The sequence below is a fragment of the Halobacillus halophilus DSM 2266 genome (assembly GCF_000284515.1).
GTDB classification, from domain to species: domain Bacteria; phylum Bacillota; class Bacilli; order Bacillales; family Halobacillaceae; genus Halobacillus; species Halobacillus halophilus.
This window is the reverse complement of the sequence record NC_017668.1, coordinates 2958398-2982799: the sequence shown is the minus strand read 5'-3', so window position 1 is coordinate 2982799 and position 24402 is coordinate 2958398. Positions and strand designations below refer to the sequence as shown.

Sequence of the window (24402 nt, the reverse complement as noted above, 5' to 3'; positions counted from 1 at the left end):
TAATTAGAGGAGGAATTATAAACGATGGAAAAATACATCTTATCGATTGATCAGGGAACTACGAGTTCACGTGCTATCTTATTCAACCATAAAGGTGAAATTGTAGAAACTGGTCAGAAAGAATTTGAACAGCACTTTCCTAAACCAGGCTGGGTTGAACACGACGCTAACGAAATTTGGACTTCGGTACTCGCCTGTATAGCGGATGTACTTAGAAGAGCCGATATTGACCCAGGGCAGGTGGCAGGAATTGGCATTACGAACCAGCGGGAAACAACGGTGGTTTGGGATCGAAATACAGGGAAGCCGATCTATAAAGCGATTGTATGGCAGTCTCGTCAGACCCAGAGTATTTGTAATGAACTCCGCGAGCAAGGTTTGAATGACACATTCCGTGATAAAACCGGTCTATTGTTAGATCCTTATTTTGCAGGTACGAAAGTGAAATGGATACTTGATCATGTAGATGGAGCACGGGAAAAAGCTGAAAATGGAGATTTGATGTTCGGCACAATCGATACGTGGCTGATTTACAAACTGTCTGGGAAAAATGCTCACGTTACAGATTATTCGAATGCTTCCCGTACTCTCATGTACAATATCTTTGACTTAAAATGGGATGATGAACTGCTCGACATCCTGGGTGTGCCAAAAAGCATGCTTCCAGAGGTCAAACCGTCTTCGGAAATTTATGCTCATACCGTTGACTATCATTTTTACGGAAAAGAAGTTCCTATCGCCGGGATTGCTGGAGATCAACAGGCCGCTTTATTCGGCCAAGCCTGTTTTGAAAAAGGAATGGCTAAAAACACTTATGGCACAGGTGGATTTATGTTAATGAACACGGGAGAGGAAGCCGTTAAATCTGATAATGGACTTCTCACTACTCTTGCCTGGGGGATTGACGGAAAAGTTGAGTACGCTTTAGAAGGCAGTATATTTGTTTCAGGATCAGCGATTCAGTGGCTGAGGGATGGTCTTCAAATGATCGAAGATGCTCCTCAAAGTGAAGAGATTGCTGGAAAAGTTAATAATACAGAGGGCGTCTATGTCGTTCCGGCATTCGTCGGTTTAGGAACACCTTACTGGGATAGTGATGCCAGGGGTGCTGTGTTTGGCCTTACACGGGGCACATCAAAAGCTCATTTTGTGAGGGCTACACTTGAATCTTTGGCTTATCAGACGAAGGATGTTGTGGACGCTATGATAGAGGACTCTGGCATTGAACTCAAAAAACTTCGCGTAGACGGAGGAGCCGTAAAAAATAACTTGTTAATGCAGTTCCAGAGCGATCTGCTTGACGTTACAGTTGAACGCCCTGAAGTAAACGAAACGACGGCTCTTGGGTCTGCCTATCTTGCTGGTCTTGCTGTTGGATTCTGGGAAACCCGTGAAGACATTGCGAATCAGTGGAAAATAGAGCGTGAATTTGAACCTGCTATGAAGAAAGAGAAACGAGAGGATCTTTACAAAGGCTGGCAAAAAGCTGTGGAGGCTACACGAGTCTTTAAGCAAGACTGATTTTTGACTTCTGGGTACAATCTGATATAATAGCCATACAAGTTAATTCAATCGGTCGGAGATATGGAGAGACCACGATCCTTTATGTATATAGCATAAAGCTGCTCGTGGTCTCTTTTTTTTGTATCCGGCTAAAGATTCTGTCTCAATAGGTAATTGCACACATATTTCCTCGAATAATGGGGAATAAACGTAGCAGAAGATGGTAACATTAATGAAGCCCAACGAAATAAGGAGAGATAACATGAAACCCTTCTCAAGTTATGAGAGAACATCACATTTTGATAAACTCACCCAAGAAGATTGGGATGTCCTTGTCATTGGCGGCGGCATTACTGGATCTGGAATTGCTCTCGATGCAGCCAGCCGAGGACTGAAAACAACAGTAGTTGAAATGCAGGATTACGCAGCTGGTACTTCCAGCCGATCCACGAAGCTTGTCCATGGAGGTCTTCGTTACCTTAAGAATTTCGAAGTTAAAATGGTGGCAGAAGTAGGGAAAGAACGTGAAATCGTGTACGAAAATGGTCCTCACGTAACCACACCAGAGTGGATGATGCTCCCGTTCCATCAGGGAGGTAATTTTGGTCCATTTTCGACAAGTCTTGGGCTGCGTGTCTATGATTACCTGGCAGGGGTGAAAAAATCGGAACGCCGAACGATGTTCAGCCCGGAAGAAGCGTTAGAACGCGAGCCACTTGTTAAGAAGGAAAACCTTAAAGGAGCCGGTTTCTATGTAGAATATAAAACCGACGATGCCCGCTTAACGCTTGAAGTTATGAAAAAAGCAGTAGAACACGGGGCAAACTCCCTTAACTACGCTAAAGTGGTTGATTTTATCTATAATGAAGACGGGAAGATGGTCGGAGCTAAAATAGAAGATACGATCTCCGGGAAGCAATATCATGTGAAAGCTAAAAAAATTATTAACGCAGGTGGCCCATGGGTAGATGATCTGCGTGAAATTGATGGGTCGAAAAAAGGAAAAACCCTTCAGCTTACAAAAGGAATACACCTCGTGTTCGATCAGTCTGAATTCCCGCTTAAACAGGCAATTTATTTCGACAGCCCGGATGGTCGAATGATCTTTGCCATTCCTCGTGATGGTAAGACTTATGTTGGTACAACCGACACGGAGTATTCTGATGAGATTTCGCACCCGACCATGACGGAAGATGATCGTGACTATGTGCTAAATGCGATTCACGACATGTTTCCAACCGTTGAGGTAACAGCTGAAGATGTAGAATCCAGCTGGGCAGGGGTACGTCCATTGATTCATGAGGAAGGAAAAGACCCATCAGAAATTTCCCGAAAAGATGAAATCTTTATTTCTGATTCAGGTTTGATTTCTATGGCAGGCGGTAAATTAACTGGTTACCGTAAAATGTCACAACAAGCTGTGGATATCGTACGTGATCAACTGATGGAGGAATACGGAATTCTTTACTCTGACTCTGAAACGAAGTACATGCCGATTTCCGGTGGAGAAGTAAATGGCTCCCAAGGATTTAAGCAGTTCTTAAAAGAGAGAATTCAGATTGGAGAATCCATCGGTCTTTCAGAAGAAACGGCTGAAAAACTTGTCCGTCTTTACGGCTCCAATGTAGATGCGGTCTTCCATATTTATAAAAATCGTAAACAGGAAGCTCAGCAGGCGCAGCTTGAACCGGTAGTTTTTGCCCAGCTTGCTTATGCATTGGAAGCAGAATTCACGTATAAACCGGTCGACTTCTTTGTGCGCAGGACGGCAGCTTTATTCTTCAATATTAACTGGGTTCATGAACACAAGGAAGCGGTTATTAACTATATGGCAAAAGCCTTGAATTACACCGATGAACAAAAACGCACCTACACGCAAGAACTGGACCAGCTTCTAAAAGAAGCCGTAGTCCCAATTGAATATGCATAAACTTCCACAGAAGAGCGCCCTGTATGCCGGGGCGCTTTTTTTGTATGTCAGTGGGATCAGAGGTTGAATATGGTAAACTATAACTATGAAACTTTTACCAAAAGGGATCGTAAAATAGGAGGAGAGGTGAAGTAGATGACGAATGTCCAAACTCTGATCCGGCAGGACGGCAGGAGGCAGTTGATTACGGGAGGGGTGTTGTTCGCCGGCGGCCTGTTTTTCTTACTAAGTATCCTTGCCTTGCAATATCAAAGCTTTCCACTGAGTCTTCTGTACGGACCTGTGTTAACGATCAGCGGACTCGCTTTGTTAAAAACCGGCTATCGTGATTATGAAAAAGCTAAACAGACCGATAACGGTTTTACAGAAGATCATATAATAGAGCCAGTTGAAAAGCTTCCAGCACGCATGTATGTGGGGCATAGTACGAAGGATGTGTTTCAGGCCACATTATATGATATGGATGGAAAGGCATACACTCACATTAATGAAAAACCCAACTTGCTGCATAAGCTTACATTTCTCGCTTATTATGGATCGATTCTTTCTGCAGACTATATCATGTACAATCAACACGGAGATGCTGTGTACCACATAGAGAAGAAGGGAGGGTTCTCCTGGCGCGGATATGTTCAGCTTCCAAAAGGGCATTATGTGGCTTATACAAAAGATACGAAACATAAGACCACAGGCAGGAGGATTTTTCGCTATATAGAGAAAGATTACTGCAGATGGAGTGCGGAGGGGGATCCTTATATTGGCCATTATAACGTTAAGGATCATGAAGGGAACGTCTGGGCTGTTATTAAACAGAATGCCATCCCTGTAGAAGCGGCAGAACGCTTTGAAGAAGTAAATGGATACTTGGTTGAATGGAAGAGGCGCGAGGAAATACCCCAATCCTTACTCGCTTTCTTATTTCTTTTACAATCACGACAGAATTAATGAGCCAGCATACCCTGTTTAACAAACGGGGTATTTTTTTATTATAATTTCCAAATTTTTTAAGTTGAACTTAACGTTAACGTAAATGGTATAGTGTAATTGTTAGAATTTTCAAACGCATCAAGGAGGGAAAGATGGTTGAAGATTTAGCAATTGCTGAAGTGGCAGAAAAATTTCAGGTGACCACAAGAACGATCCGCTACTATGAAGAAATTGGACTCGTTCACCCCCATCGAGAAAATGGACATAGACGATTCAGCCGAAAAGACATAACCAGGTTAAGTCTAGTTTTTCGTGGGAAAAAATATGGATTTCAACTCGAAGAAATTAAAAACATGATCCAACTGATTGATCTTGATCCTTCGGGTGTACAGCAATTAGAAAAAACAATGGAGTATGGTCGCAGAAAAATGAAAGAAATTGATCGTCGTTTATTGGAATTGGAGCAATTGAAGGCTGAGATGAATTCGTGGCTGCAGAAGTTTGAGGAAGAGTTAGTAAAAAGGAGAGGGGAACCCCTGTGAATCTATCAGAACTTTTAGCTTATCAGTCCCGTAAATATCCTCTAAAAGAGGGTTTAATTACTCCGACTAGCCGTTTGACTTATAAGGAATGGAATTTTAAAGTAAATCAGTTTGCACATGCTTTGCGGAGCCTAGGTATTCAGCCAGCCGATAAAGTAATGATCCATATGCCGAATACGATCGAATTTGTCATCAGTTATTTTGCTGTTCACCGGGTTGGTGCCATTGCCGTGCCTGTAAATGCTCGATTAATCAACAGCGAGCTATCCTATATTTTTGATCATAGTGATACGACGTTCTTTCTGACTCATGAACTTCTATTTGAACAAGTGACTGATCTCGTACACGAGAAAAAAGGGACATTTATCAAAACAGGTTCAGCTACGGATTATTGGCTATCATTTGAAGAATTGATGTCCAATGAAAGCGGGACGGAAATCGTGAACACGGCCGAGGAAGATACAGAAGCTTCGATCCTCTATACCTCTGGTACAACCGGAAAACCGAAAGGAGTGGTATTCACTCACCGCAATATTTTGACAGTATCCCGAATGATGGCAGTGGAAATGGAGATGAAGCCAAGCAGCCGTATGCTGCATATGATGCCGCTTAGTCATTCTGCTCCGCTTCACCTTTTTATGGCTGCTGGAACGTATGTGGGGGCCGCTCATATTCTTGCTCCATCTTTTAGCCCGGAACTTTTACTTGAATTGGCTTCCTCGGAACGTACTACTCATTTCTTCGGTGCACCGGTAGCTTATCTATTAACGGCCAAGCACCCTAAAGTGACGGAAATCGACTTGTCGTGGATGAAATATTGGGTCTATGGAGGTGCTCCTTTATCACGGAGTGAGGTACAGTTCATTCAGGAACAGCTGGACACAGAGCAATTATACTGTGTATATGGTTTAACGGAAGCGGGACCTAATGGGTCACTGCTCTTACCGCTAGAACATGATGAAAAAGCAGGGAGTATCGGCCAGAGAGCAGCCTTAAATTGTGAAATGAAGGTAGTAGATGATCAGGGAAATGAAGCGGGAATAGATGAAGTAGGAGAAATCATTCTGCGTGGAGAAGGAACGATGAAAGGGTATTATAAGGATGAAGTGAAAACAAAAGAAGCGCTGAAAGACGGATGGCTATATACTGGGGATCTTGCGCAAAGAGATCAGGATGGCTTCTATTGGGTGGTGGATCGTAAAAAAGACATCATTATATCGGGAGGTTCGAACGTTTATCCTCGTGAAATTGAAGACGCGCTCCTCAGGCATCCACACGTACAGGATGTCGCCGTAATTGGTGTCCCTCATCCAGATTGGGGCGAAACCGTTAAAGCATTCATTGTGCAGGACGGAACAATGAATCATCTTGCAGAAGAGTGCAAGGAATACTTACGACAGGAGATTGCAGATTATAAAATCCCGAAGCTCTATGAAGAGATAAGTGAACTCCCTAGGAACGCTACAGGGAAATTAATGAAGAATCAGCTTCGTGACCAAATCCATAATCGGTAGGAGGAAAACGGTGAATTTTTATGAGGAAGATTCAAACCTGCAGACGATTTTAAAGGAACAATTCGACCCGCCATTATGGGAATGGGCTGATGAACAGCTGCAAAAATTTGGTGCTTTATGCGCCGGTGAGATTGACAGGCGGGCACGCCATACAGACCGCGAAGGTCAGCCCAAGTTAATAAAATATGATAAGTACGGGGAAGACCAATCAGAAGTGTGGTTAAATGAAGGCTACAAAAAAACGATTGAGGAAACATATGGAGCGGGAATTGTAGGATACATTCATAAAGATATACCAGAACTTGGACGTCCAGGCGGCTATGTCTATTCCTTTGCTCAAGGTTATCTTCTTTCCCAAGCGGAGTCAGGATTTTACTGCCCTGTCACATTGACCATGGCCACTGCATACTTAATCGAACGTTATGCTTCTCAAGAATTAAAGGAGAGATATCTTCCTCACGTCCTTTCTACGGGAGAAATGGAATTATATGAAGGAGCGACATTTTTAACAGAAAGGCAGGGTGGTTCGGATGTAGGTGCTAATGAAGTCAAAGCTTTTTCTGAAGAAAATCATTTCCTGATTTACGGGGAAAAATACTTTGCCAGCAATGCTGGCGCTTGCGGTATAGCGATGGTTCTCGCAAGGTTGGAGGATGCTCCTTCAGGCACGAAGGGACTCAGTTTATTCTTAGTTCCCTGGAGAAAAGACAACGGGGATATGAATGGTATTCAGATTCGCAGATTGAAAGACAAGCTTGGTGTTCGTGCTGTTCCATCTGCGGAGGTGGAGTTTAGTGGGGCTGAAGCTTATCTTGTCGGCAAACCTGAACAAGGTTTCTATTACATGATGGAAGCATTGAATTTATCCAGGGTGTGCAATGCTACAGCGTCTATTGGTATTATGAGGCGCGCCTACACGGAATCCTTGGATTACGCTATCAAACGGGAAGCTTTTGGAAACAGGCTTATTGATTTTCCGATGATTAAGGACACCCTGGTCCGGTTGCGTGTAAAGCAGGAAATAGAAACGAGAGCGGTTTTTGACATGATCAGTCACTTCGAAGAATCTGTCTCAAGCAAGAGCTCCACGCCTTCTTCAGAAGAAGTCATGAACCGGCTCAAAATTGCAATCCTAAAAAAAGAAACCGCAGAGCAGGCAATAGCCTTTGCACATGAAGCGATTGAATTACACGGCGGCAATGGATACATTGAGGACTTTGTCATGCCCAGACTGCTGCGTGACGCGCAGGTGCTCACAGTCTGGGAAGGTACAGCGAATATACTAGGTCTTGAGGTCCTGCGTCTGTTAAATAAATTTGAAGCTCACTCCTTTTTCTATGAAGAAATGACCCAGCGCCTAGAACAGGTCAATGGATTCGCTTCTCAAGTAGAGATGGTAAAACAGGAAATCATATCCTTGGGACACCAAGTTGCAGATATTCTCAATCAATCATCAGATATTCAGACGTACTATAGTAAATCAATAGCCAGGCAGATGGCAATCATTTATGAAGCTGTCATCGCACTTGAAGCGGGAAAAAATAGTGGAAAAGCAGAAAAAGTGGCTGAAATTTATGTTCAGCTTGCTTTTGGAAAAGAACAAGTGACAGGGGAGCCCTTAACGCTTCGCTACGCAGATGAATTACTGGATTTGTCAAAATCCAGAGAATAACCAAGCCGAAAGCTCCTATTTTATAGGAGCTTTTTTTATTGTAGGAGTGAAAGGCGGATGAGTCTGCCATGTTTTGAAGTGAAATAGTCAGCATTCTGGAATAATAAAATAGATATCTACATCTCCCCTGTTACCGGCACCAGTTGATTTAAATTGATGTTTATTAAAGATAAGCTCCCGATACTTGAAGACTCAGTTTGGAGATAACTTGGGACCGTTGCCAAAAAAGGATGAGGGCGGCTACGGAAACAACTCGCTTTCCTACGGGGGGAACGGTGAGCTTCCTCGCTCGTTTCACTCCCTGCGGGATCTCACCTAGTCCCTTTTCCCGTGGGAGTCTCGTCGTTTCCTTCGCCGCCTGAACGATAGCTGATGAGCGGACCCTGCTATAGGAGAAAGGAGCCATGCTGCATCTGCCTCAAATGCTTCTATAACAGGGTTCCTACACATAAACACACGCAAAAACCAGTGTGGATCTCGTTCATTGGAAGGCGATTATGGAAAGGTTTTCGAGCTCTCCATGATCGCAAAGGTCCGGAGGGGGACGGTGAGACTCCTGTGGGATAAACATGATCGGTGAGACCCCGGAAGTCGAAGACTGAGGAGGCTCAGCACATGCCCGCGGAAAGCGAATCGTCCCCCGCAGGACCTTTCCTCTCATTAAATATCTCGAAATCGAGTCTTCAACAATACGGCCCGATAGTGTAGTAACTTGCTTATTAAATCTTCAACATAAATGATAAAGGCATAGATCGTGATTCTTTGTACATTCTCACCACTTAAATAAGACCGAAACTATTGTTTCTGCTATGATAAGAAGGGGAACATAAGGAAAGGATTTTGCATTGACGCTGTATCTTTATTTTGTTAGCATATTAGCAAGCTAAAGGATTTGTCGAAAGGAATGAATACCATTGGTTAAACGGTTAATGTTTGAAAAGCCACTGGGGATGCGCGACACGCTCCCTTTTTTTTATAATCAAAAGTCGAAAGCGAGAAGACAGTTATCAGAAGCCATCTTGTCATATGGCTACTCATTTATGGATACACCGCTTATGGAGTATCACGATACAGTAGGAAAAGTGAGCGCGACGCTGGATCAACAGTTATTCAAGCTACTGGACCAGCAAGGTCACACACTTGTACTCAGGCCCGATATGACGGCCCCCATTGCTCGTGTAGCCGCTTCGCAGTTAAAGAACGGAGAGTTTCCACTGCGTCTGGCTTACGACGGTCCCGTTTTTCGTGCACAACAGGCTGAGGGTGGGAAGCCCGCACAATTTGAGCAAGTAGGAACAGAATTGATTGGAGACCACTCCTCTTATGGGGACGCGGAAGTCATTGCCCTGCTTGTAGATTCTCTTAAACAGACAGGCCTCGATAATTTTGTCATTACCGTCGGTCACATTGGATATGTGAAAGCATTTTTCAGTGATCTTCTCGGAGACGATGAAGAAACGATGGAAACCCTGCTTCATTACTTATATAGAAAAAATTATGTTGGATTCAGAGAATGTGTGAAGTCACTCTCTATTTCTGAAGATAAAAAACAAGCGCTACTTGAGCTTCTTTCTCTTCGAGGTGGAGAAGAAATATTTGAAGCCAGTCGTTCGCTGGCTCGAAATCAATCGTGTATGCAGGCAGTCAATGAATTAAAACAACTCTATCGTTTATTAAAAGTGAACGGCGTAGAAGACTATATTCAGTTTGACTTAAATTTGATTAGCCATATGGAATATTACACAGGCATTCTTTTCGAAGGTTATGCCCCAAACCTGGGTGCTCTGCTTTGTAATGGTGGACGCTATGACACACTGCTCCCATCTTTTGAACTGAATGCTTCAGCTACAGGTTTTGCCGTCCATTTAGAGCGCCTGGTAGAAGCATTGAATGATCTTGAGGACCAGGACGAACGGATCGGTATTATTGTAGACGACGATTCGTATGTAAAGGGAAAAAGAAAGGCAGATGAATATCGAAAAGAAGGACATGCGGTTCTTCTACAGCACGTAGATCAAATACCTGATCTTCCTGCTTTTTACGAACAGTTAGCTAATACAATTGATTTTACTCAGGTAGGAGGTGGTCAGGATGAATAAACGACTGACAATCGCTATGCCAAAAGGACGGATATATGAGGAAGCAGCTGAGCTGATGAAAAGGGCCGGTTATGACTTGGGAGCAGATCTTGAAGAGTCCCGGAAGCTTATCCTTGAATTTCCTGAGCAAAATATTCGTGTGATGATGGCCAAGCCAATGGACGTAGTCACTTATGTAGAATATGGCGCAGCTGATCTTGGGATTGCTGGAAAAGATGTGCTTCTGGAACAGGACCGTGATGTCTATGAAGTACTCGATTTAAAAATCAGTCCATGTTACGTAGCCGTTGCAGGTGTACCGGACCAGCCTCTCAGCCGGATTGCACCAAAGATTGCCACTAAATATCCGAAGGTAGCTTCCGATTATTTTCGTGAACAGGGCGAGCAGATTGAAATAATTCCGCTCAATGGTTCGATTGAACTTGCACCACTAATTGGGCTGGCAGACCGAATCGTGGACATCGTTTCTACGGGCAGGACTTTGAAAGAGAACGGTCTGGTGGAATATGAAAAGATCACCGACATCACTTCTCGATTAATTGTAAATCCGGTTAGCTACCGTTTGAAAAGTGAAGAGATTGAGCACATGGTCACAAACCTCAGTGACGTCATGGAGGGAATAAAATAATGAAAATTATTCAAAAAAGTGACCGTGTATCATTACGTCGCCGAGTGGAGCAAGGAACAGAGGAACAGAGAAAAACCGTTCAAGCAATTATTGAGGATGTGAAATCTCGAGGAGACGAAGCGGTCCTTAATTACACAGAACGCTTCGATGGGGTAAAGCTTGATCAGTACAAAGTTTCACCAGAAGAATTTGAAGAGGCATATGAAGCGCTTGATGGGGAATTTGTAGAAATTCTGCAAGAAGCAGCTGCTAATATACGCCGTTTTCATGAAAAACAGCGACCTGCGTCCTGGTTTGATTCATCAGAGGATGGTACAATTCTAGGTCAGAAAATCACCGCTATTGAAGCGGCCGGTGTGTATGTACCTGGAGGCACAGCAGCTTATCCATCCTCTGTATTTATGAATGTGATTCCGGCTCAGGTAGCCGGAGTGGAAAGGATCGTGATGGTCACTCCCCCTGGGAAAGATGGGAAGGTTCCGGATGGTGTATTACTTGCCGCTCATATTCTTGGCGTGGAGGACGTTTATAAAGTAGGCGGTGCTCAGGCGATTGCAGCCCTCGCTTATGGGACGGAGACTGTTCCTGCTGTAGATAAAATTACTGGACCAGGAAATGTATTTGTGGCCCTTGCGAAAAGAGAAGTCTTCGGCGATGTAGACATCGATATGATAGCTGGTCCCAGTGAAATTGCTATATTGGCGGATGACACGGCCCTTGCTTCTGAAGTAGCCGCTGATCTTCTATCTCAAGCCGAGCACGATGCACGTTCTTCCAGTGTTCTTGTAACAACGAGTCAGCAGCTCGCCGAACAGGTTCAGCAAGAAGTGAAAAATCAATTAGAGGACTTGCCTCGTGCTGAGATTGCGCGTAAAAGCGTGGAGGATTACGGCATGATCCTCTTATGCGAAACGTGGGGCGAAGCAATTACTACAATAAATGAAATCGCTCCTGAACACTTGGAAATTGTAACAGACGAACCTTTCCAACACTTAGGAAAAATTAAAAATGCTGGTGCTATTTTCCTCGGACCTTATAGCAGCGAGCCTGTGGGTGATTATTTCGCCGGGCCTAATCATGTACTTCCGACGAACGGTACGGCTCGTTTTTCCAGTCCTTTGAATGTAGACGATTTTCTCAAAAAGTCGAGTGTTATTTCCTACAGTGAAGACGCACTAAAGAAACATGGGGATAAGATCGCACGTTATGCCCGGCTGGAAGGATTAGAAGCCCACGCAAGAGCAATTGACACGCGGAAGGAGAGATGGAAATGACCAACGAAAGGTACGCTGAAATTGTACGTAAAACGGGAGAAACCAATATAGAACTTGGCATTTCCGTCGATGGTTCTGGTAAAGCAGATTTAGATGTGCAGGTTCCTTTTTTAGCTCATATGCTCGAGCTTTTTGCAAAGCATGGTCTGTTTAATCTTTCCGTTAAAGGACATGGGGATGTGGAAGTCGATGATCACCACTTGACTGAGGATATCGGTATTTGTCTGGGCCAGGCTTTCCGAGAAGCCCTGGGAGATAAATTTGGTATGAAAAGGTATGGTTCGATGACTCTTCCTATGGATGAGACGCTTGTCACAGTAGCGGTAGATCTTAGTGATCGTCCACACCTGGAATGGAAAGCGGAATTACCTAAAGATCGCCTGGGCACCTTTGATACGGAAAATGTACATGAGTTTTTTTGGAAATTTGCGGTTGAAGCCAGGATGAATCTCCATATCGTTCTTCACCATGGACATAATACGCACCATATAATCGAAGCCATGTTTAAAGCTCTTGCTCGCGCACTTGATGAAGCAACTCAAATTGATCCCCGGGTTCAAGGAGTGCCAAGTACGAAAGGAAGTTTATAAATGATAGGAATTATAGATTATGGAATGGGGAATTTATTCAGTGTTTCTAAAGCCTTAGAGCGTTTGGACATTCCTTATAAGTTTGGTGAAAGACCTGCTGAGATTGAGGATTGTGATGGATACATTCTCCCGGGTGTTGGTGCTTTTCCGGATGCTATGAAAGCACTGGAAGAACACGGCTTCATCCCTTTTATAAAAGAAAAAGTTAAAGCCGGGGTGCCGATTTACGGAATTTGTTTAGGCATGCAGCTGTTATTTGAAGCGAGTGAGGAAGGCGGAGAAACTGAAGGACTAGGTCTTTTTCCGGGCAAAATTGTCAGATTTCCAGGCGTGAATGAACAGGGGAAATCCTATAAAGTACCTCACATGGGCTGGAATAAGATGAACCTGCTTCAGCCTGAAGAGCCGCTGCTTTCTGACGTGAAAGAAGATTATGTATATTTTGTTCACTCCTTTGTCGTACAGACCCCTGACCCATCTATCCTCTATGCAACAGCCGATTATCACCTTGAAGTACCGGCCATCGTTGGTCGAAATAACCTGGTAGCAAGTCAGTTTCACCCCGAGAAAAGCGGGAGAGCCGGCATGCAGCTCTTAGAGAATTTTTGCAAAGTAATGGTCAAACAGTGAGGAGTTTTTAGAGATGAGCTTTACAATTTACCCAGCAATTGATATGCGTAATGGAAAATGTGTCCGCCTTGAGCAGGGAGACTTTGATAAGGAAACGGTGTACGGGGAAGACCCATACGAAGTAGCCCGAGAGTTCTCCGATAAAGGCGCCTCCTGGATTCATATGGTCGACCTTGACGGAGCTAAAGAAGGTTCAAGAAAAAATGCGGAGCATGTGCTCCGTGCAGCGAAGGAATTGTCTTCGCATGTACAGATTGGTGGAGGGATCCGCTGCGAAGAAGATGTGCGTTTTTATTTGGACCAGGGAGTAGATCGAGTAATCATCGGTTCACTTGCGGTTCGTGATTTAGAATTAACGAAATCTCTTCTTCGTAATTATGGAGAGCGTATCGTCATCGGGCTCGATGCACGAGATGGCTACGTGTCTACAGCTGGGTGGCTTGAGAGTTCTCAAATACAGGCAGTTGATTTAGGCCGTGAATTAGCCGAGGCAGGAGCACGGACATTTATTTACACCGATATTGCCAAAGATGGCATGTTGTCTGGACCTAATGTAAAAGAAATTGTTCGATTGGCGGATGAAACAAAGGTTAATGTTATTGCCTCAGGAGGCATCCAGGGGCTGAGCGACTTAGAAATACTCAAGAACTACCAGGGCCGTCACGTTATCGGTTCCATTGTTGGAAAAGCTCTTTATACTGATCGTTTCACGCTCTCTGAAGCTCTTGAATTGGAGGAAAGCTGATGTTATCCAAACGCATTATTCCATGTCTGGATGTGAAGGAAGGGCGAGTAGTGAAAGGGATTCAATTCGTCGATATCCGTGATGCCGGAGATCCTGTAGAGCTTGCAAAGGTTTATGACGAACAAGGAGCGGATGAACTGGTTTTTTTAGATATATCAGCTACTCATGAAGGAAAGAAAACGATGATTGATGTCGTTCGCTCGGTAGCTTCAGAGCTGGCGATTCCTTTTACAGTCGGAGGAGGAATCCGCTCACTGGAAGATATTAAAGAAACTTTAAGAAACGGAGCGGATAAAGTTTCTTTAAATTCTTCAGCGGTGAACCGGCCGGAACTGCTTACAGAAGGAGCGGATTATTTCGGCAGCCAGTGTATTGTGGTAGCGATTGACGCTCGTTATGATGAAGAGTGGGGAACGTGGCGTGTCTATACCCGTGGAGGACGTACCCCTTCTGGGTGGAAAGTGACCGAATGGGCTGAAGAAGCAGTTCGTCGTGGAGCAGGAGAAATCCTGTTGACATCTATGAATAAAGATGGTGAAAAGACAGGCTTTGATCTTCCTTTATTGGAGGCAGTACAGGATGTCGTAAACGTACCTGTCATTGCTTCAGGGGGAGCCGGTTCCAGTGAACACTTCTATGATGTATTTACAGAAGTCGATGCGGATGCCGCTTTAGCTGCTTCGATTTTCCATTATAAAGAAACGTCCGTTGCAAATGTGAAAGCTTATTTGAAAGAGAAAGGGGTAATCGTGAGATGAATGTAAATGATCTTCAATTCGATGAACAAGGACTTGTCCCTGCTATTGTGCAGGATGCTCGTTCAAAGGCTGTACTAACACTTGCCTATATGAGTAAAGAATCATTAGAAAAAACATTGGAAATTGGGGAAACCGTTTTTTTTAGCCGCTCCCGTCAAGAGTTGTGGCATAAAGGAGAAACCTCTGGAAATACACAAAAAGTAACGAGCATCCATTTCGATTGTGATCAGGACGCTTTACTCGTGCAAGTCGTTCCAAACGGACCTGCGTGCCATAAGGGAGATTACAGCTGCTTCTCGGAATCATTGACCGATACGGAAGGACATGTGAAAGAGAATCGCTATCAAATTCTGGATCAGTTGCAAAGTACACTAGCCGAACGGAAATCTACACTTCCGGAAGGTTCTTATACAGCCAAACTGTTTAGTGAAGGCGTAGACCGGATTGCCAAGAAAATTGGAGAGGAAGCGGGAGAAGTTATCATTGCAGCTAAAAATGATGATCCAGAAGAAATGGCCCTCGAATCAGCAGATCTGCTTTTCCACTTACTTGTCATTCTGACTGATCGTGGAGTCCCACTTGATGACGTACTGACGGTTCTAGAAGAACGTCACTCTTAAAAGTTAGAAAATCTCCTATTTCATAACACATTTCTATGTTATACTGCTTTATTAGTGAGATTTGTAACGGAAATAGGGGGACGCTCATGACGACATCACTAAATAGCACAGCTGCTAAAGAAAATACGAATATTATCCCTTTTTTGCCATCAGGAAACTTCTATTTCACCCATGGAATTCAGGCGTTCCAGAAGCGTCGTTTCAATGTAGCCGTGAAGTGGCTGAAAAAAGCAATAGAAGCAGCACCTGACGAACCACTTTATGCCTGTCAGCTTTCTGTTGTGTACACGGAAATCGGTTCGTATCACGCGGCTAACCAGCTGTTAACGGAAGTACTGGCCCGGTTTGGAAAAGAATATGTGGATTGTTACTATTTGATGGCCAACAACTATGCTCATCTTGGCTTATTAAGTGATGCGAAAAAATATGCAGAAACCTATCTTGAACAGTCCGAAGACGGAGAATTTGAGGAAGCGTCCAAGCAGCTTCTGGAAATGCTTGAGTCAGTGGAGGAAGAAGAGGATGATGATGAGTGGGCTTTTGATGATGAAGATGATTTATTGATTTATCAAGAGACTGCTTTCTATCACCTTGAACATGAAGAGTGGGAACAGGCGTTAAGCTTATTAGATGAAATGATGCATCTCTTTCCCGAATTTCAGATGGCGAAGCATAAATACGCTTATGCGCTGTTTATGAGCGGGAAGCAGCAGGAAGCTATCGATATTGAACAAGAATGGTTGAAAAATGAACCTGAAAATATACACAGCCACGTAAACCTCGCTGCCTTCCTAATTATGCAGGGGGACAGGGAAGAAGCTTTGCTTCACATTCATCTCCTGCGCAATGTGTATCCCATGCACAGTCAGCAAAAATTAGCTGTCGCTGAGACGCTGGCAAGAGCAGGCTTTTACGAAGAAGCTGTAGACCGCTTTCACAGCTTGAAAGACCGCCAGGTTACGAGAAGACGAGTTTATTATAAATGGTACAGTATTTCGGTTTATCATACAGGCAATCCTTCTAAGGCTTTAGAATTATGGGAAAAAGGTTGCCAGCAATTCCCGACCTTGAGTAAAGAAGAGGGCCCGTGGAAGGAATATTGATCTAAAAGTAATAATCACATGAGCTGGCATCTTTTTTTGGAAGTGACCGCTTGTTTTTATGGCGAAATTTGTAGATTTATAGAAAAGAAACGCTCATTATTTATCTTAGATGATAAGCACATTAATGGACGGTTTTTATTTGTTTTAATATGATATGTACATGAAATGAATGAAGGCATCAGGACACACACTGAAACAAGGAGCTGATAACGGATGACGGAAGATCGTATTTACGACGTTATTATCGCAGGGGCTGGGCCAGCAGGAATGACTGCAGCCGTTTATACTTCCCGTGCTAACCTTGATACTCTAATGCTTGAACGCGGAATACCGGGCGGGCAGATGGCCAACACGGAAGATGTAGAGAACTACCCGGGCTATGAAAGCATTCTTGGACCAGACCTTTCTAATAAAATGTTTGGTCATGCGAAAAAATTCGGAGCTGAGTATGCTTACGGAGATATCAAAGAAGTAATCGATGGAAAAGAGTATAAAACAATTAAAGCAGGTAAAAAAGAATATAAAGCGCGCACCCTCATTATTACGACAGGGGCTCAATATAAAGAGCTTGGTGTACCTGGTGAGAAAGAATTAGGCGGCCGCGGCGTATCTTACTGCGCAGTATGCGATGGCGCATTCTTCCGCGATAAAGAGCTCGTGGTTGTAGGCGGAGGAGACTCAGCGGTAGAAGAAGGCGTGTATCTAACCCGCTTTGCCAGTAAAGTGACGATTGTACACCGCCGTGATGAGCTTCGCGCTCAAAAAATTCTTCAGGACCGTGCTTTTGATAATGATAAGATTGATTTCATATGGGACACCGTTGTGACTTCCATTAATGAACAGGATGGTAAAGTAGGCAGCGTCACCCTTCACAATAAGAAAACAAATCAAGAGTATGAATTTAATACAAATGGTACGTTCATTTATATTGGTCTTATTCCATTAAGTAAGCCATTTGAAAGCCTCGGAGTCACGAATGAGCAAGGCTATATCGAAACAGATGAAAAAATGGAAACGAAAGTGCCGGGTGTGTTTGCTGCAGGGGATATCCGTGAAAAAGAACTGCGTCAAATCGTAACAGCTACAGGCGATGGCAGTATTGCTGCACAATCTGCTCAGCATTATATTGAGAACCTATTAGAAGAGCTGAAAATGGTCAACTAAAAATTACTTTAAATTAACTGTGCTGTAACACCTATGACATAAAATTAAGTTACAATGTAGTTGATTAATTGACCCCCCCTTTTATTAGATATCTCTATTAAACACAGGTGCTTATCACCTGTGGTTTTTTTTGCATCGAATTATAATATTGTAGCTTCTGACATATTCATTGTATAATGAGGGATGATGTCCTCTAGAAAGAAAATGAGGTGACTGTAAGTTGCAACGTGTAGCCAATTGTATTTTAAGAATGAATGACTCCATATTAATGTTAAAAAAACCAAGAAGGGGCTGGTATGTAGCGCCTGGTGGTAAAATGGAGAACGGTGAAAATATTAAAGATTCAGCTATCCGTGAATTTAAGGAAGAAACAGGACTTGAAATTAACGAGCCGGAATTAAGAGGATCGTTTACTTTTGTTATGCGTGAAGGTGAAAAAACAGTTCAAGAATGGATGATGTTCACTTTTCACTGCACCTCTGCTTCTGGAAATCTCCTTGAGACGAGTGAGGAAGGCGAACTAGAATGGGTGCCTGTAGATGAGGTGCTCGGTAAACCAATGGCTGAGGGAGACCGCCATATATTTAAACACATCTTAAATAGCGATGATCAAATTTATGGGACATTTGTATATACGACGGACTTCCAGTTGATTGATAAGGATATGGATCCGTCACGACCTGACTAAATGAGGAGCGATCGAGGATGCAAGAAGAAGCGAACAATACTCAGTTAGTGATTATTACCGGAATGTCAGGGGCAGGGAAAACCGTGGCTGTTCAAAGCTTTGAAGATCTCGGTTTTTTTTGTGTAGACAACCTGCCGCCAGCCTTGCTTCCTAAATTTCTAGAACTGATGAAGGACTCTACAAATAACATTCAAAGTGTCGCACTAGTCATGGATTTAAGAGGCCGGGAATTTTTTGATTCTCTTTTTGATTCATTAGACCGGCTCGGTAAAGAAGACTGGATCCACGAGCAGATTTTATTTCTGGATGCTGAAGATCAAGCGCTCGTCTCACGCTATAAAGAGACCCGCCGATCTCATCCTTTAGCGAAAGAAGGACTTCCACTGGAAGGGATTCGTAAAGAACGCGAAATGCTTGATGAGTTACGCGGACGTGCACAAACTTTAATTGATACGACTTCTTTAAAACCAAAAGAACTTCGTGAACGCATTGTGGAAAGCTATCGCCAGCGTGAGCAGCAGGTATTTTCTGTCCAAATGGTCTCATTCGGCTTTAAATATGGTGTGCCGATTGATGCCGATCTGATGTTTGACGTTCGTTTTCTGCCTAATCCCCACTACGTAGAACACATGCGGCCGCTTACTGGTCTCACTACAGAAGTATCTTCATATGTTTTCAAGTGGTCAGATACGCAGAAATTCCTCGAGAAGCTTAAAGATTTACTACAATTCATGCTTCCGCAATATAAACGGGAAGGTAAAAGCCAGCTGGTTATTGCCATAGGCTGTACGGGCGGTCAGCACCGTTCTGTGGCACTGGCAGAATATTTATCAGAGTATTTCTCTAATGATTACGTCACACACGTGACCCATAGAGATATTGATAAAAGGAAGGGTTTGTAAAGGATGGATCATACAGCCACACCCCGAGTCGTGGTTATAGGTGGAGGCACAGGCCTGCCTGTACTTCTTCGGGGACTTAAAAATCTGCCTATTGATTTATCTGCCATTGTAACCGTAGCAGATGATGGAGGCAGCTCGGGAAAACTTCGTAATGAAATGGCTATACCGGCACCGGGAGATATTCGGAATGTAGTTGCTGCCTTATCAGATGCTGAGCCGATGCTGCTGGATCTTTTCCAGCACCGTTTTGCAGATGGAAACGGGTTGACTGGTCATTCCATGGGTAATTTGCTTCTTGCTGCTCTTGCATCCATGACAGGAGATTTTTATCAGGGAATTAAAGAAATTTCTCGTGTTTTAAACGTAAGAGGGCACATTTATCCTATTGCGAATCATTCCATGAATTTACATGCAGAAATGGAAGACGGCACCATTGTTACAGGGGAATCGAGCATTCCTAAACAACAGAAAAAAATTAAAAAGGTGTTTGTAAGTCCTACACCTGTTCAGCCGCTTCCGGAAGCTGTTCGTGCAATTAAGGAAGCGGATTTAATTGTGATCGCACCTGGGAGCCTCTATACAAGTATTCTTCCTAATATTATTATTCCTGAAATTGGTCAGGCTTTAAGGGATACGAAAGCAAAAGTTACGTATGTCTGTAATGTTATGACCCAAGAAGGGGAAACCTCAGGATATACCGCTGGAGACCACTTGAAGGCGTTATTTGATCACATTGGTCAAGACGTCATTAACTCAATCGTGGTTCACAATCAGCCGATTGAACAAAAAGTAAAGAAAGCGTATGCGAAAGAAAATGCTGAACCTGTCATTTATGACATTGAGCGTATTAAGTCAATGGGAATTGAAGTAGTGGAAGAAGATATTATAGATGAAAGCCAAGCCATGTTGCGGCATGATACAGATAAGCTTACTCAATTACTGCATTCGATGCTTTAATGGAAAGGCTTTCTGCCAGAGGGAGGTGTCCAGCTGTGTCATTTGCATCAGAGATAAAAAAAGAACTGACCAACGTAGAAGCAGATGCTTGCTGTATGGAGTCAGAATTAGCAGCATTAATTAGAATGAACGGGACTTTTTCTTTTTCCAACCGTCATTATATATTGGATATCCAAACGGAAAATGCAGCCATAGCAAGAAGAACGTATATGTTAATTAAAAAATTGTACCCTTATCCAGTAGAATTGCTGGTTCGAAAAAAAATGCGCTTGAAAAAAAACAATGTGTACATTGTACGTCTTTCTGAAAAGGCTGAGCAGGTGCTGCATGACCTGGAAATCCTGAAAGGTCCACTGTCCATTAATCCGGAAATTCCTAAAAAGTATTTAAATGATACGTGCTGCAAGCGTGCCTACCTGAGAGGCGCATTTTTAGCAGGTGGTTCGGTCAATAATCCAGAAACCTCCTCCTATCACCTCGAAATTTATTCTTCTGATGAGGAACACAACGAAGCGTTGTGTCAGCTGATGAATAGTTTTGGTCTGCACGCTCGTACCCTTGTAAGAAAAAAAGGGTTTATTACGTATTTGAAAGAAGCCGATAAAATTACTGAACTAATCAGTAATATTGGAGCTCATCAAGCATTATTTAAATTCGAAGATGTACGGATCGTTAGAGATATGAGGAATTCTGTCAATCGTCTAGTGAATTGTGAAACAGCTAATTTAAATAAAACGATAGGAGCGGCATTCCGACAGGTAGAGAATATTAAATTTATTAAGCGCACCGTCGGTCTGGAAGCTTTACCTGACAAGCTTCAGGAAATTGCCTCTTTGCGTTTACAACATCAGGATGTTTCTTTAAAAGAACTTGGGGAATATGTTTCAGGAGCCGCGATAAGTAAATCTGGCATCAACCACCGGCTGCGTAAAATAGATGAATTTGCTGAAAAAGTTCGAAGAGGAGAAGTCACAGAAAACACAAGAAATTAATGTTTCTCCACTTTAATTCATGCTATAATGAACTATAATTAAAAACGCTTTCATTGATCGGGAGCGTTTTCTTTCGGTTTTTATGAATGCGTTTTCGGTGGTGGAATAAGAGAGTAAAGGAGGAGAGAATTCATTGATAGAACGGAATATTAAGATTGAACTGGAAACAGGGTTACAGGCAAGGCCGGCCGCTCAATTTGTTCAACATGCTAATCGCTTCAGCAGTGATATATTTATTGAGAAGGAAAACAAGCGGGTAAATGCCAAAAGCATTATGGGTCTAATGAGTCTTGCAGTGGGCACGGGTGAAAGTATTAAATTGATTGCAGATGGTTCCGATGAGGAAACTGCCATGGAACAGCTACACGAATTTGTGAAGGAAAAGTAAACCTGTATTTGTGAAAGAATGAACTTAAAAAAATAAAATAAGCTCATAAAAAATCCGCTGTGTATATTACACAGCGGATAAGTATTAGATTAAGATTTCTCCATAACTTTGTCGATCAATCCATAATCTACAGCTTCGTGGGCAGACATGAAGTTATCACGATCAGTATCACGTTCGATCACTTCATAAGGCTGGCCTGTACGTTCAGAAAGAATTTTGTTCAATTTCTCGCGCATTTTAATAATACGTTTAGCGTGAATTTCAATATCAGAAGCCTGTCCTTGTGTGCCGCCTAGAGGCTGGTGGATCATAACCTCACTATTTGGAAGGGCATAACGCTTGCCTGGTTCACCAGCGTTTAGCAGGAAAGCACCCATTGAAGCTGCCATACCCGTGCAGATGGTAGACACGTTTGGTTTGATAAACTGCATCGTATCATAAATAGCCATACCGGAAGTGATAGAACCACCAGGTGAATTAATGTATAGTGAAATATCTTTGTCCGGATCGTCAGCGGCCAAGAATAGCAATTGAGCTACAATGGAGTTGGAAATGTTATCGTCGATCGGGCTTCCAAGCATAATAATCCGGTCTTTCAATAGACGGGAGTATATGTCGTAAGCACGCTCTCCTCGGTTTGTTTGTTCAATAACTGTAGGTACTAAGTTCATTGTGATTTCCTCCTTATCATCACTAGTTATGATGGAATACATTTATCATACAATTAAGGTCAATAAAGGTCAAACAAAAACGATCGACCTTTTTCGTAGAATTCCTTATACCATCATTCCCTAAAAATTTTTGGATAAACGTAGAGTGTATGGTTTTTATTACTAATTAGAAGATGTTTTTAATAAATACATGCTCAGTTAAACGTATGTATTTATTTTTTAGGCTTTGTTAAAGTTTTTTGTTGATTATTCATAAGTGGCTTATTACGCAATAGGCACGTTTAGTTTAAGCCTGTGTTTACGGAAATTTGTGGAGTAAGTAATATAGCGAAACGAACTCAGGGTAAATAATTTCATATGGCTCATCTTCTTTGTTCCTCATCAGCAGGAGTTTTATTGAATGATTGTAGGACTTATATAGTAGTAGTTGCACGAATCCTTTTATCATTCATCGGCAGAAGACTCCCTCTTCAAGCGCCGTGTCGAAGACCGGTGGCAAGGGGGAGATGAATGCCATCGCCGTAAGGCGAATGCCTTTGAATATTCTCCCTTCCGTGATATCCTAAAGTAAGAACGTATGTTCCTTATTAGGAGGTGGAAAGGTTGAAGCATAAAGCGTATAACTTTCGTATCTATCCAAATAAAACCCAAGAATCGCTCATCGCTAAGACAATCGGTTGCGCTCGTTTTGTCTTCAATCATTTCCTCTCCGAATGGAGCAGTGCCTACAAGGAAACCGGAAAAGGTTTGAGTTACTCTACTTGTTCCAAACAACTACCCAAGCTTAAAAGAGAATTCCTTTGGTTAAAGGAAGTGGATAGCACGGCCATCCAAACTTCGGTCAAACATCTTTCTGACGCTTATGAACGGTTTTTCAAAAAGCAAAACCAAGCTCCACGGTTCAAATCAAAGAAGAACAGAGTCCAGTCCTACACCACAAAATGCACAAACGGAAATATTGCCATCCAGGATCGCAAAATCAAGCTGCCTAAGCTGGGGCTTGTGAGATTTGCCAAGAGCCGTGAAGTGAAAGGTCGCATCTTGAGTGCGACGGTTCGCCGCAATCCGACCGGAAAATATTCTGTATCAATTCTTGTTAAAACAGATATTCAGGAACTTCCTAAATCCAACACTTATGTTGGCATTGATCTCGGATTGAAAGACTTCGCTTCTCTCTCGAATGGCACCACCTATCAAAACCCACGATACCTACGTAAGACGGAAAAGAAACTAGCAAAAGCTCAACGTATCCTTTCCCGAAGGGAAAAGGGATCTTCGAATTGGCATAAGCAACGTATTAAAGTAGCTAGACTTCACGAGAAGATAGCGAACTCCCGCAAAGATTATCTGCATAAGATTTCTACCGAAATCATCAAAAACCACGATGTGATCGGTGTAGAAAATCTCCAAATTTCCAATATGCTCAAAAACCGAAAACGATCCAAATCGATTAGTGATGTGAGCTGGTCGATGTTCACGTCTATGCTCGAATACAAAGCAAAGTGGTACGGGAAGCAGTTGGTAACCGTATCGAAAGTTTTTGCGAGTTCACAGCTGTGTTCCAAGTGCGGATACCAAAACAGGGAGGTAAAGAATCTCGCTGTTCGAACGTGGGATTGCCCAGATTGCGGCTGCCACCACGACCGCGAGCTAAATGCGAGCTTCAATATATTGAAGGAGATTCAAAGAATCCTTACAACCGTCGGTGCGACGGGGCTAGCCTAATCATTTGAACGAACCGTTAGGTTCGTGCTCTTAGGAATCCCCCAACTTCAAGGAGTGTCTGCGAGTAAGTGGGGGTAGTTCAAGCTGGAGTTGATATAACTTACCAGCTTCTTTGAATTTTTCACCTTAGTAGATCGGGCTGATTCCAAGCCTTGACTTGATTTATAAGTTGCTGTAGTCACATAATAAAAAATCCTTGCAATATTCATCTGTTCTTCATATAATATATATTGCATGTCAATTTGCGCCCGTAGCTCAGTTGGATAGAGCGGTAGATTCCGGTTCTACGTCTGTCGGAGGTTCGAATCCTCTCGGGCGCGCTACCAAATTAAACAGTTATTCACAAAAAACGCTTTTCTTTTAGAAAGGCGTTTTTTTCG

The 24402-nt window shown here is 43.0% G+C and carries 23 protein-coding genes and 1 tRNA gene; 23 read left to right on the top strand and 1 reads right to left on the bottom strand.

Going from position 1 to position 24402, the window contains the following annotated elements:
- Positions 1-24 precede the first annotated feature (24 nt).
- From glpK to HBHAL_RS14710, 21 genes are all read left to right on the top strand, one after another.
- Positions 25-1521, top strand: a complete 1497-nt coding sequence (gene glpK / locus HBHAL_RS14815; protein ID WP_014644262.1) for a glycerol kinase GlpK — start codon at positions 25-27, stop codon at positions 1519-1521.
- Positions 1522-1765: 244 nt separating this feature from the next.
- Positions 1766-3433, top strand: a complete 1668-nt coding sequence (locus tag HBHAL_RS14810) for a glycerol-3-phosphate dehydrogenase/oxidase (RefSeq protein WP_014644261.1) — start codon at positions 1766-1768, stop codon at positions 3431-3433.
- Positions 3434-3568: 135 nt separating this feature from the next.
- A complete protein-coding gene (locus HBHAL_RS14805; protein WP_014644260.1) occupies positions 3569-4378 on the top strand; it encodes a hypothetical protein in 810 nt (269 codons plus the stop codon).
- 134 nt (positions 4379-4512) lie between these two features.
- On the top strand, positions 4513-4902 hold the full coding sequence (locus HBHAL_RS14800; RefSeq protein WP_014644259.1) for a MerR family transcriptional regulator: 390 nt from the start codon (positions 4513-4515) through the stop codon (positions 4900-4902).
- Entirely contained in the window at positions 4899-6416 is a 1518-nt protein-coding gene (locus HBHAL_RS14795; protein WP_014644258.1) for a class I adenylate-forming enzyme family protein, read from the top strand. Before HBHAL_RS14800 ends, HBHAL_RS14795 begins: the two co-directional genes overlap by 4 nt.
- Before the next feature lie 10 nt (positions 6417-6426).
- Entirely contained in the window at positions 6427-8088 is a 1662-nt protein-coding gene (locus HBHAL_RS14790) for an acyl-CoA dehydrogenase family protein (RefSeq protein WP_014644257.1), read from the top strand.
- A 929-nt stretch (positions 8089-9017) separates the two neighbouring features.
- Positions 9018-10187 carry an ATP phosphoribosyltransferase regulatory subunit gene (locus tag HBHAL_RS14780; protein ID WP_231853951.1) on the top strand — a complete coding sequence of 390 codons (1170 nt, stop codon included), beginning with the start codon at positions 9018-9020 and terminating at the stop codon, positions 10185-10187.
- Entirely contained in the window at positions 10180-10815 is a 636-nt protein-coding gene (gene hisG / locus HBHAL_RS14775) for an ATP phosphoribosyltransferase (protein ID WP_014644255.1), read from the top strand. The genes HBHAL_RS14780 and hisG overlap by 8 nt, the downstream gene beginning before the upstream one ends.
- Positions 10815-12089 (top strand): histidinol dehydrogenase, encoded by a 1275-nt coding sequence (gene hisD / locus HBHAL_RS14770; RefSeq protein ID WP_014644254.1) that lies wholly within the window; start codon positions 10815-10817, stop codon positions 12087-12089. Before hisG ends, hisD begins: the two co-directional genes overlap by 1 nt.
- Positions 12086-12679: an imidazoleglycerol-phosphate dehydratase HisB gene (hisB, locus tag HBHAL_RS14765; RefSeq protein WP_014644253.1), complete on the top strand. Its 594-nt coding sequence runs from the start codon at positions 12086-12088 to the stop codon at positions 12677-12679. The genes hisD and hisB overlap by 4 nt, the downstream gene beginning before the upstream one ends.
- A complete protein-coding gene (hisH, locus tag HBHAL_RS14760; RefSeq protein ID WP_014644252.1) occupies positions 12680-13309 on the top strand; it encodes an imidazole glycerol phosphate synthase subunit HisH in 630 nt (209 codons plus the stop codon).
- 13 nt (positions 13310-13322) lie between these two features.
- Positions 13323-14054, top strand: a complete 732-nt coding sequence (gene hisA / locus HBHAL_RS14755; protein WP_014644251.1) for a 1-(5-phosphoribosyl)-5-[(5-phosphoribosylamino)methylideneamino]imidazole-4-carboxamide isomerase — start codon at positions 13323-13325, stop codon at positions 14052-14054.
- Positions 14054-14812: an imidazole glycerol phosphate synthase subunit HisF gene (gene hisF, locus HBHAL_RS14750; RefSeq protein WP_014644250.1), complete on the top strand. Its 759-nt coding sequence runs from the start codon at positions 14054-14056 to the stop codon at positions 14810-14812. Before hisA ends, hisF begins: the two co-directional genes overlap by 1 nt.
- Positions 14809-15432 carry a bifunctional phosphoribosyl-AMP cyclohydrolase/phosphoribosyl-ATP diphosphatase HisIE gene (gene hisIE / locus HBHAL_RS14745; protein ID WP_014644249.1) on the top strand — a complete coding sequence of 208 codons (624 nt, stop codon included), beginning with the start codon at positions 14809-14811 and terminating at the stop codon, positions 15430-15432. The genes hisF and hisIE overlap by 4 nt, the downstream gene beginning before the upstream one ends.
- A gap of 86 nt (positions 15433-15518) precedes the next feature.
- Positions 15519-16535, top strand: a complete 1017-nt coding sequence (locus HBHAL_RS14740; RefSeq protein WP_014644248.1) for a tetratricopeptide repeat protein — start codon at positions 15519-15521, stop codon at positions 16533-16535.
- A gap of 213 nt (positions 16536-16748) precedes the next feature.
- On the top strand, positions 16749-17699 hold the full coding sequence (gene trxB, locus HBHAL_RS14735) for a thioredoxin-disulfide reductase (protein ID WP_014644247.1): 951 nt from the start codon (positions 16749-16751) through the stop codon (positions 17697-17699).
- A 220-nt stretch (positions 17700-17919) separates the two neighbouring features.
- Positions 17920-18387, top strand: a complete 468-nt coding sequence (locus HBHAL_RS14730; protein WP_014644246.1) for an 8-oxo-dGTP diphosphatase — start codon at positions 17920-17922, stop codon at positions 18385-18387.
- 17 nt (positions 18388-18404) lie between these two features.
- Positions 18405-19289 carry an RNase adapter RapZ gene (gene rapZ / locus HBHAL_RS14725; RefSeq protein WP_014644245.1) on the top strand — a complete coding sequence of 295 codons (885 nt, stop codon included), beginning with the start codon at positions 18405-18407 and terminating at the stop codon, positions 19287-19289.
- A gap of 3 nt (positions 19290-19292) precedes the next feature.
- Entirely contained in the window at positions 19293-20246 is a 954-nt protein-coding gene (locus HBHAL_RS14720) for a gluconeogenesis factor YvcK family protein (protein WP_014644244.1), read from the top strand.
- Between the two features lie 35 nt (positions 20247-20281).
- Positions 20282-21238: a DNA-binding protein WhiA gene (whiA, locus tag HBHAL_RS14715; RefSeq protein ID WP_014644243.1), complete on the top strand. Its 957-nt coding sequence runs from the start codon at positions 20282-20284 to the stop codon at positions 21236-21238.
- 133 nt (positions 21239-21371) lie between these two features.
- Complete coding sequence (locus tag HBHAL_RS14710) at positions 21372-21626, top strand: HPr family phosphocarrier protein (protein WP_014644242.1); 255 nt, start codon at positions 21372-21374, stop codon at positions 21624-21626.
- Positions 21627-21715: 89 nt separating this feature from the next.
- On the opposite strand, the gene clpP is transcribed toward HBHAL_RS14710, so the two are convergent.
- The gene (gene clpP, locus HBHAL_RS14705; RefSeq protein ID WP_269448406.1) at positions 21716-22339 is read right to left on the bottom strand and encodes an ATP-dependent Clp endopeptidase proteolytic subunit ClpP; all 624 of its coding nucleotides are present in this window, start codon (positions 22337-22339) and stop codon (positions 21716-21718) included.
- 552 nt (positions 22340-22891) lie between these two features.
- Between clpP and tnpB the strand changes: the two genes are divergently transcribed.
- Positions 22892-24022: an IS200/IS605 family element RNA-guided endonuclease TnpB gene (tnpB, locus tag HBHAL_RS14700; protein ID WP_014644240.1), complete on the top strand. Its 1131-nt coding sequence runs from the start codon at positions 22892-22894 to the stop codon at positions 24020-24022.
- A gap of 244 nt (positions 24023-24266) precedes the next feature.
- A tRNA-Arg gene (locus HBHAL_RS14695) sits at positions 24267-24342 on the top strand.
- Positions 24343-24402: the final 60 nt, after the last annotated feature.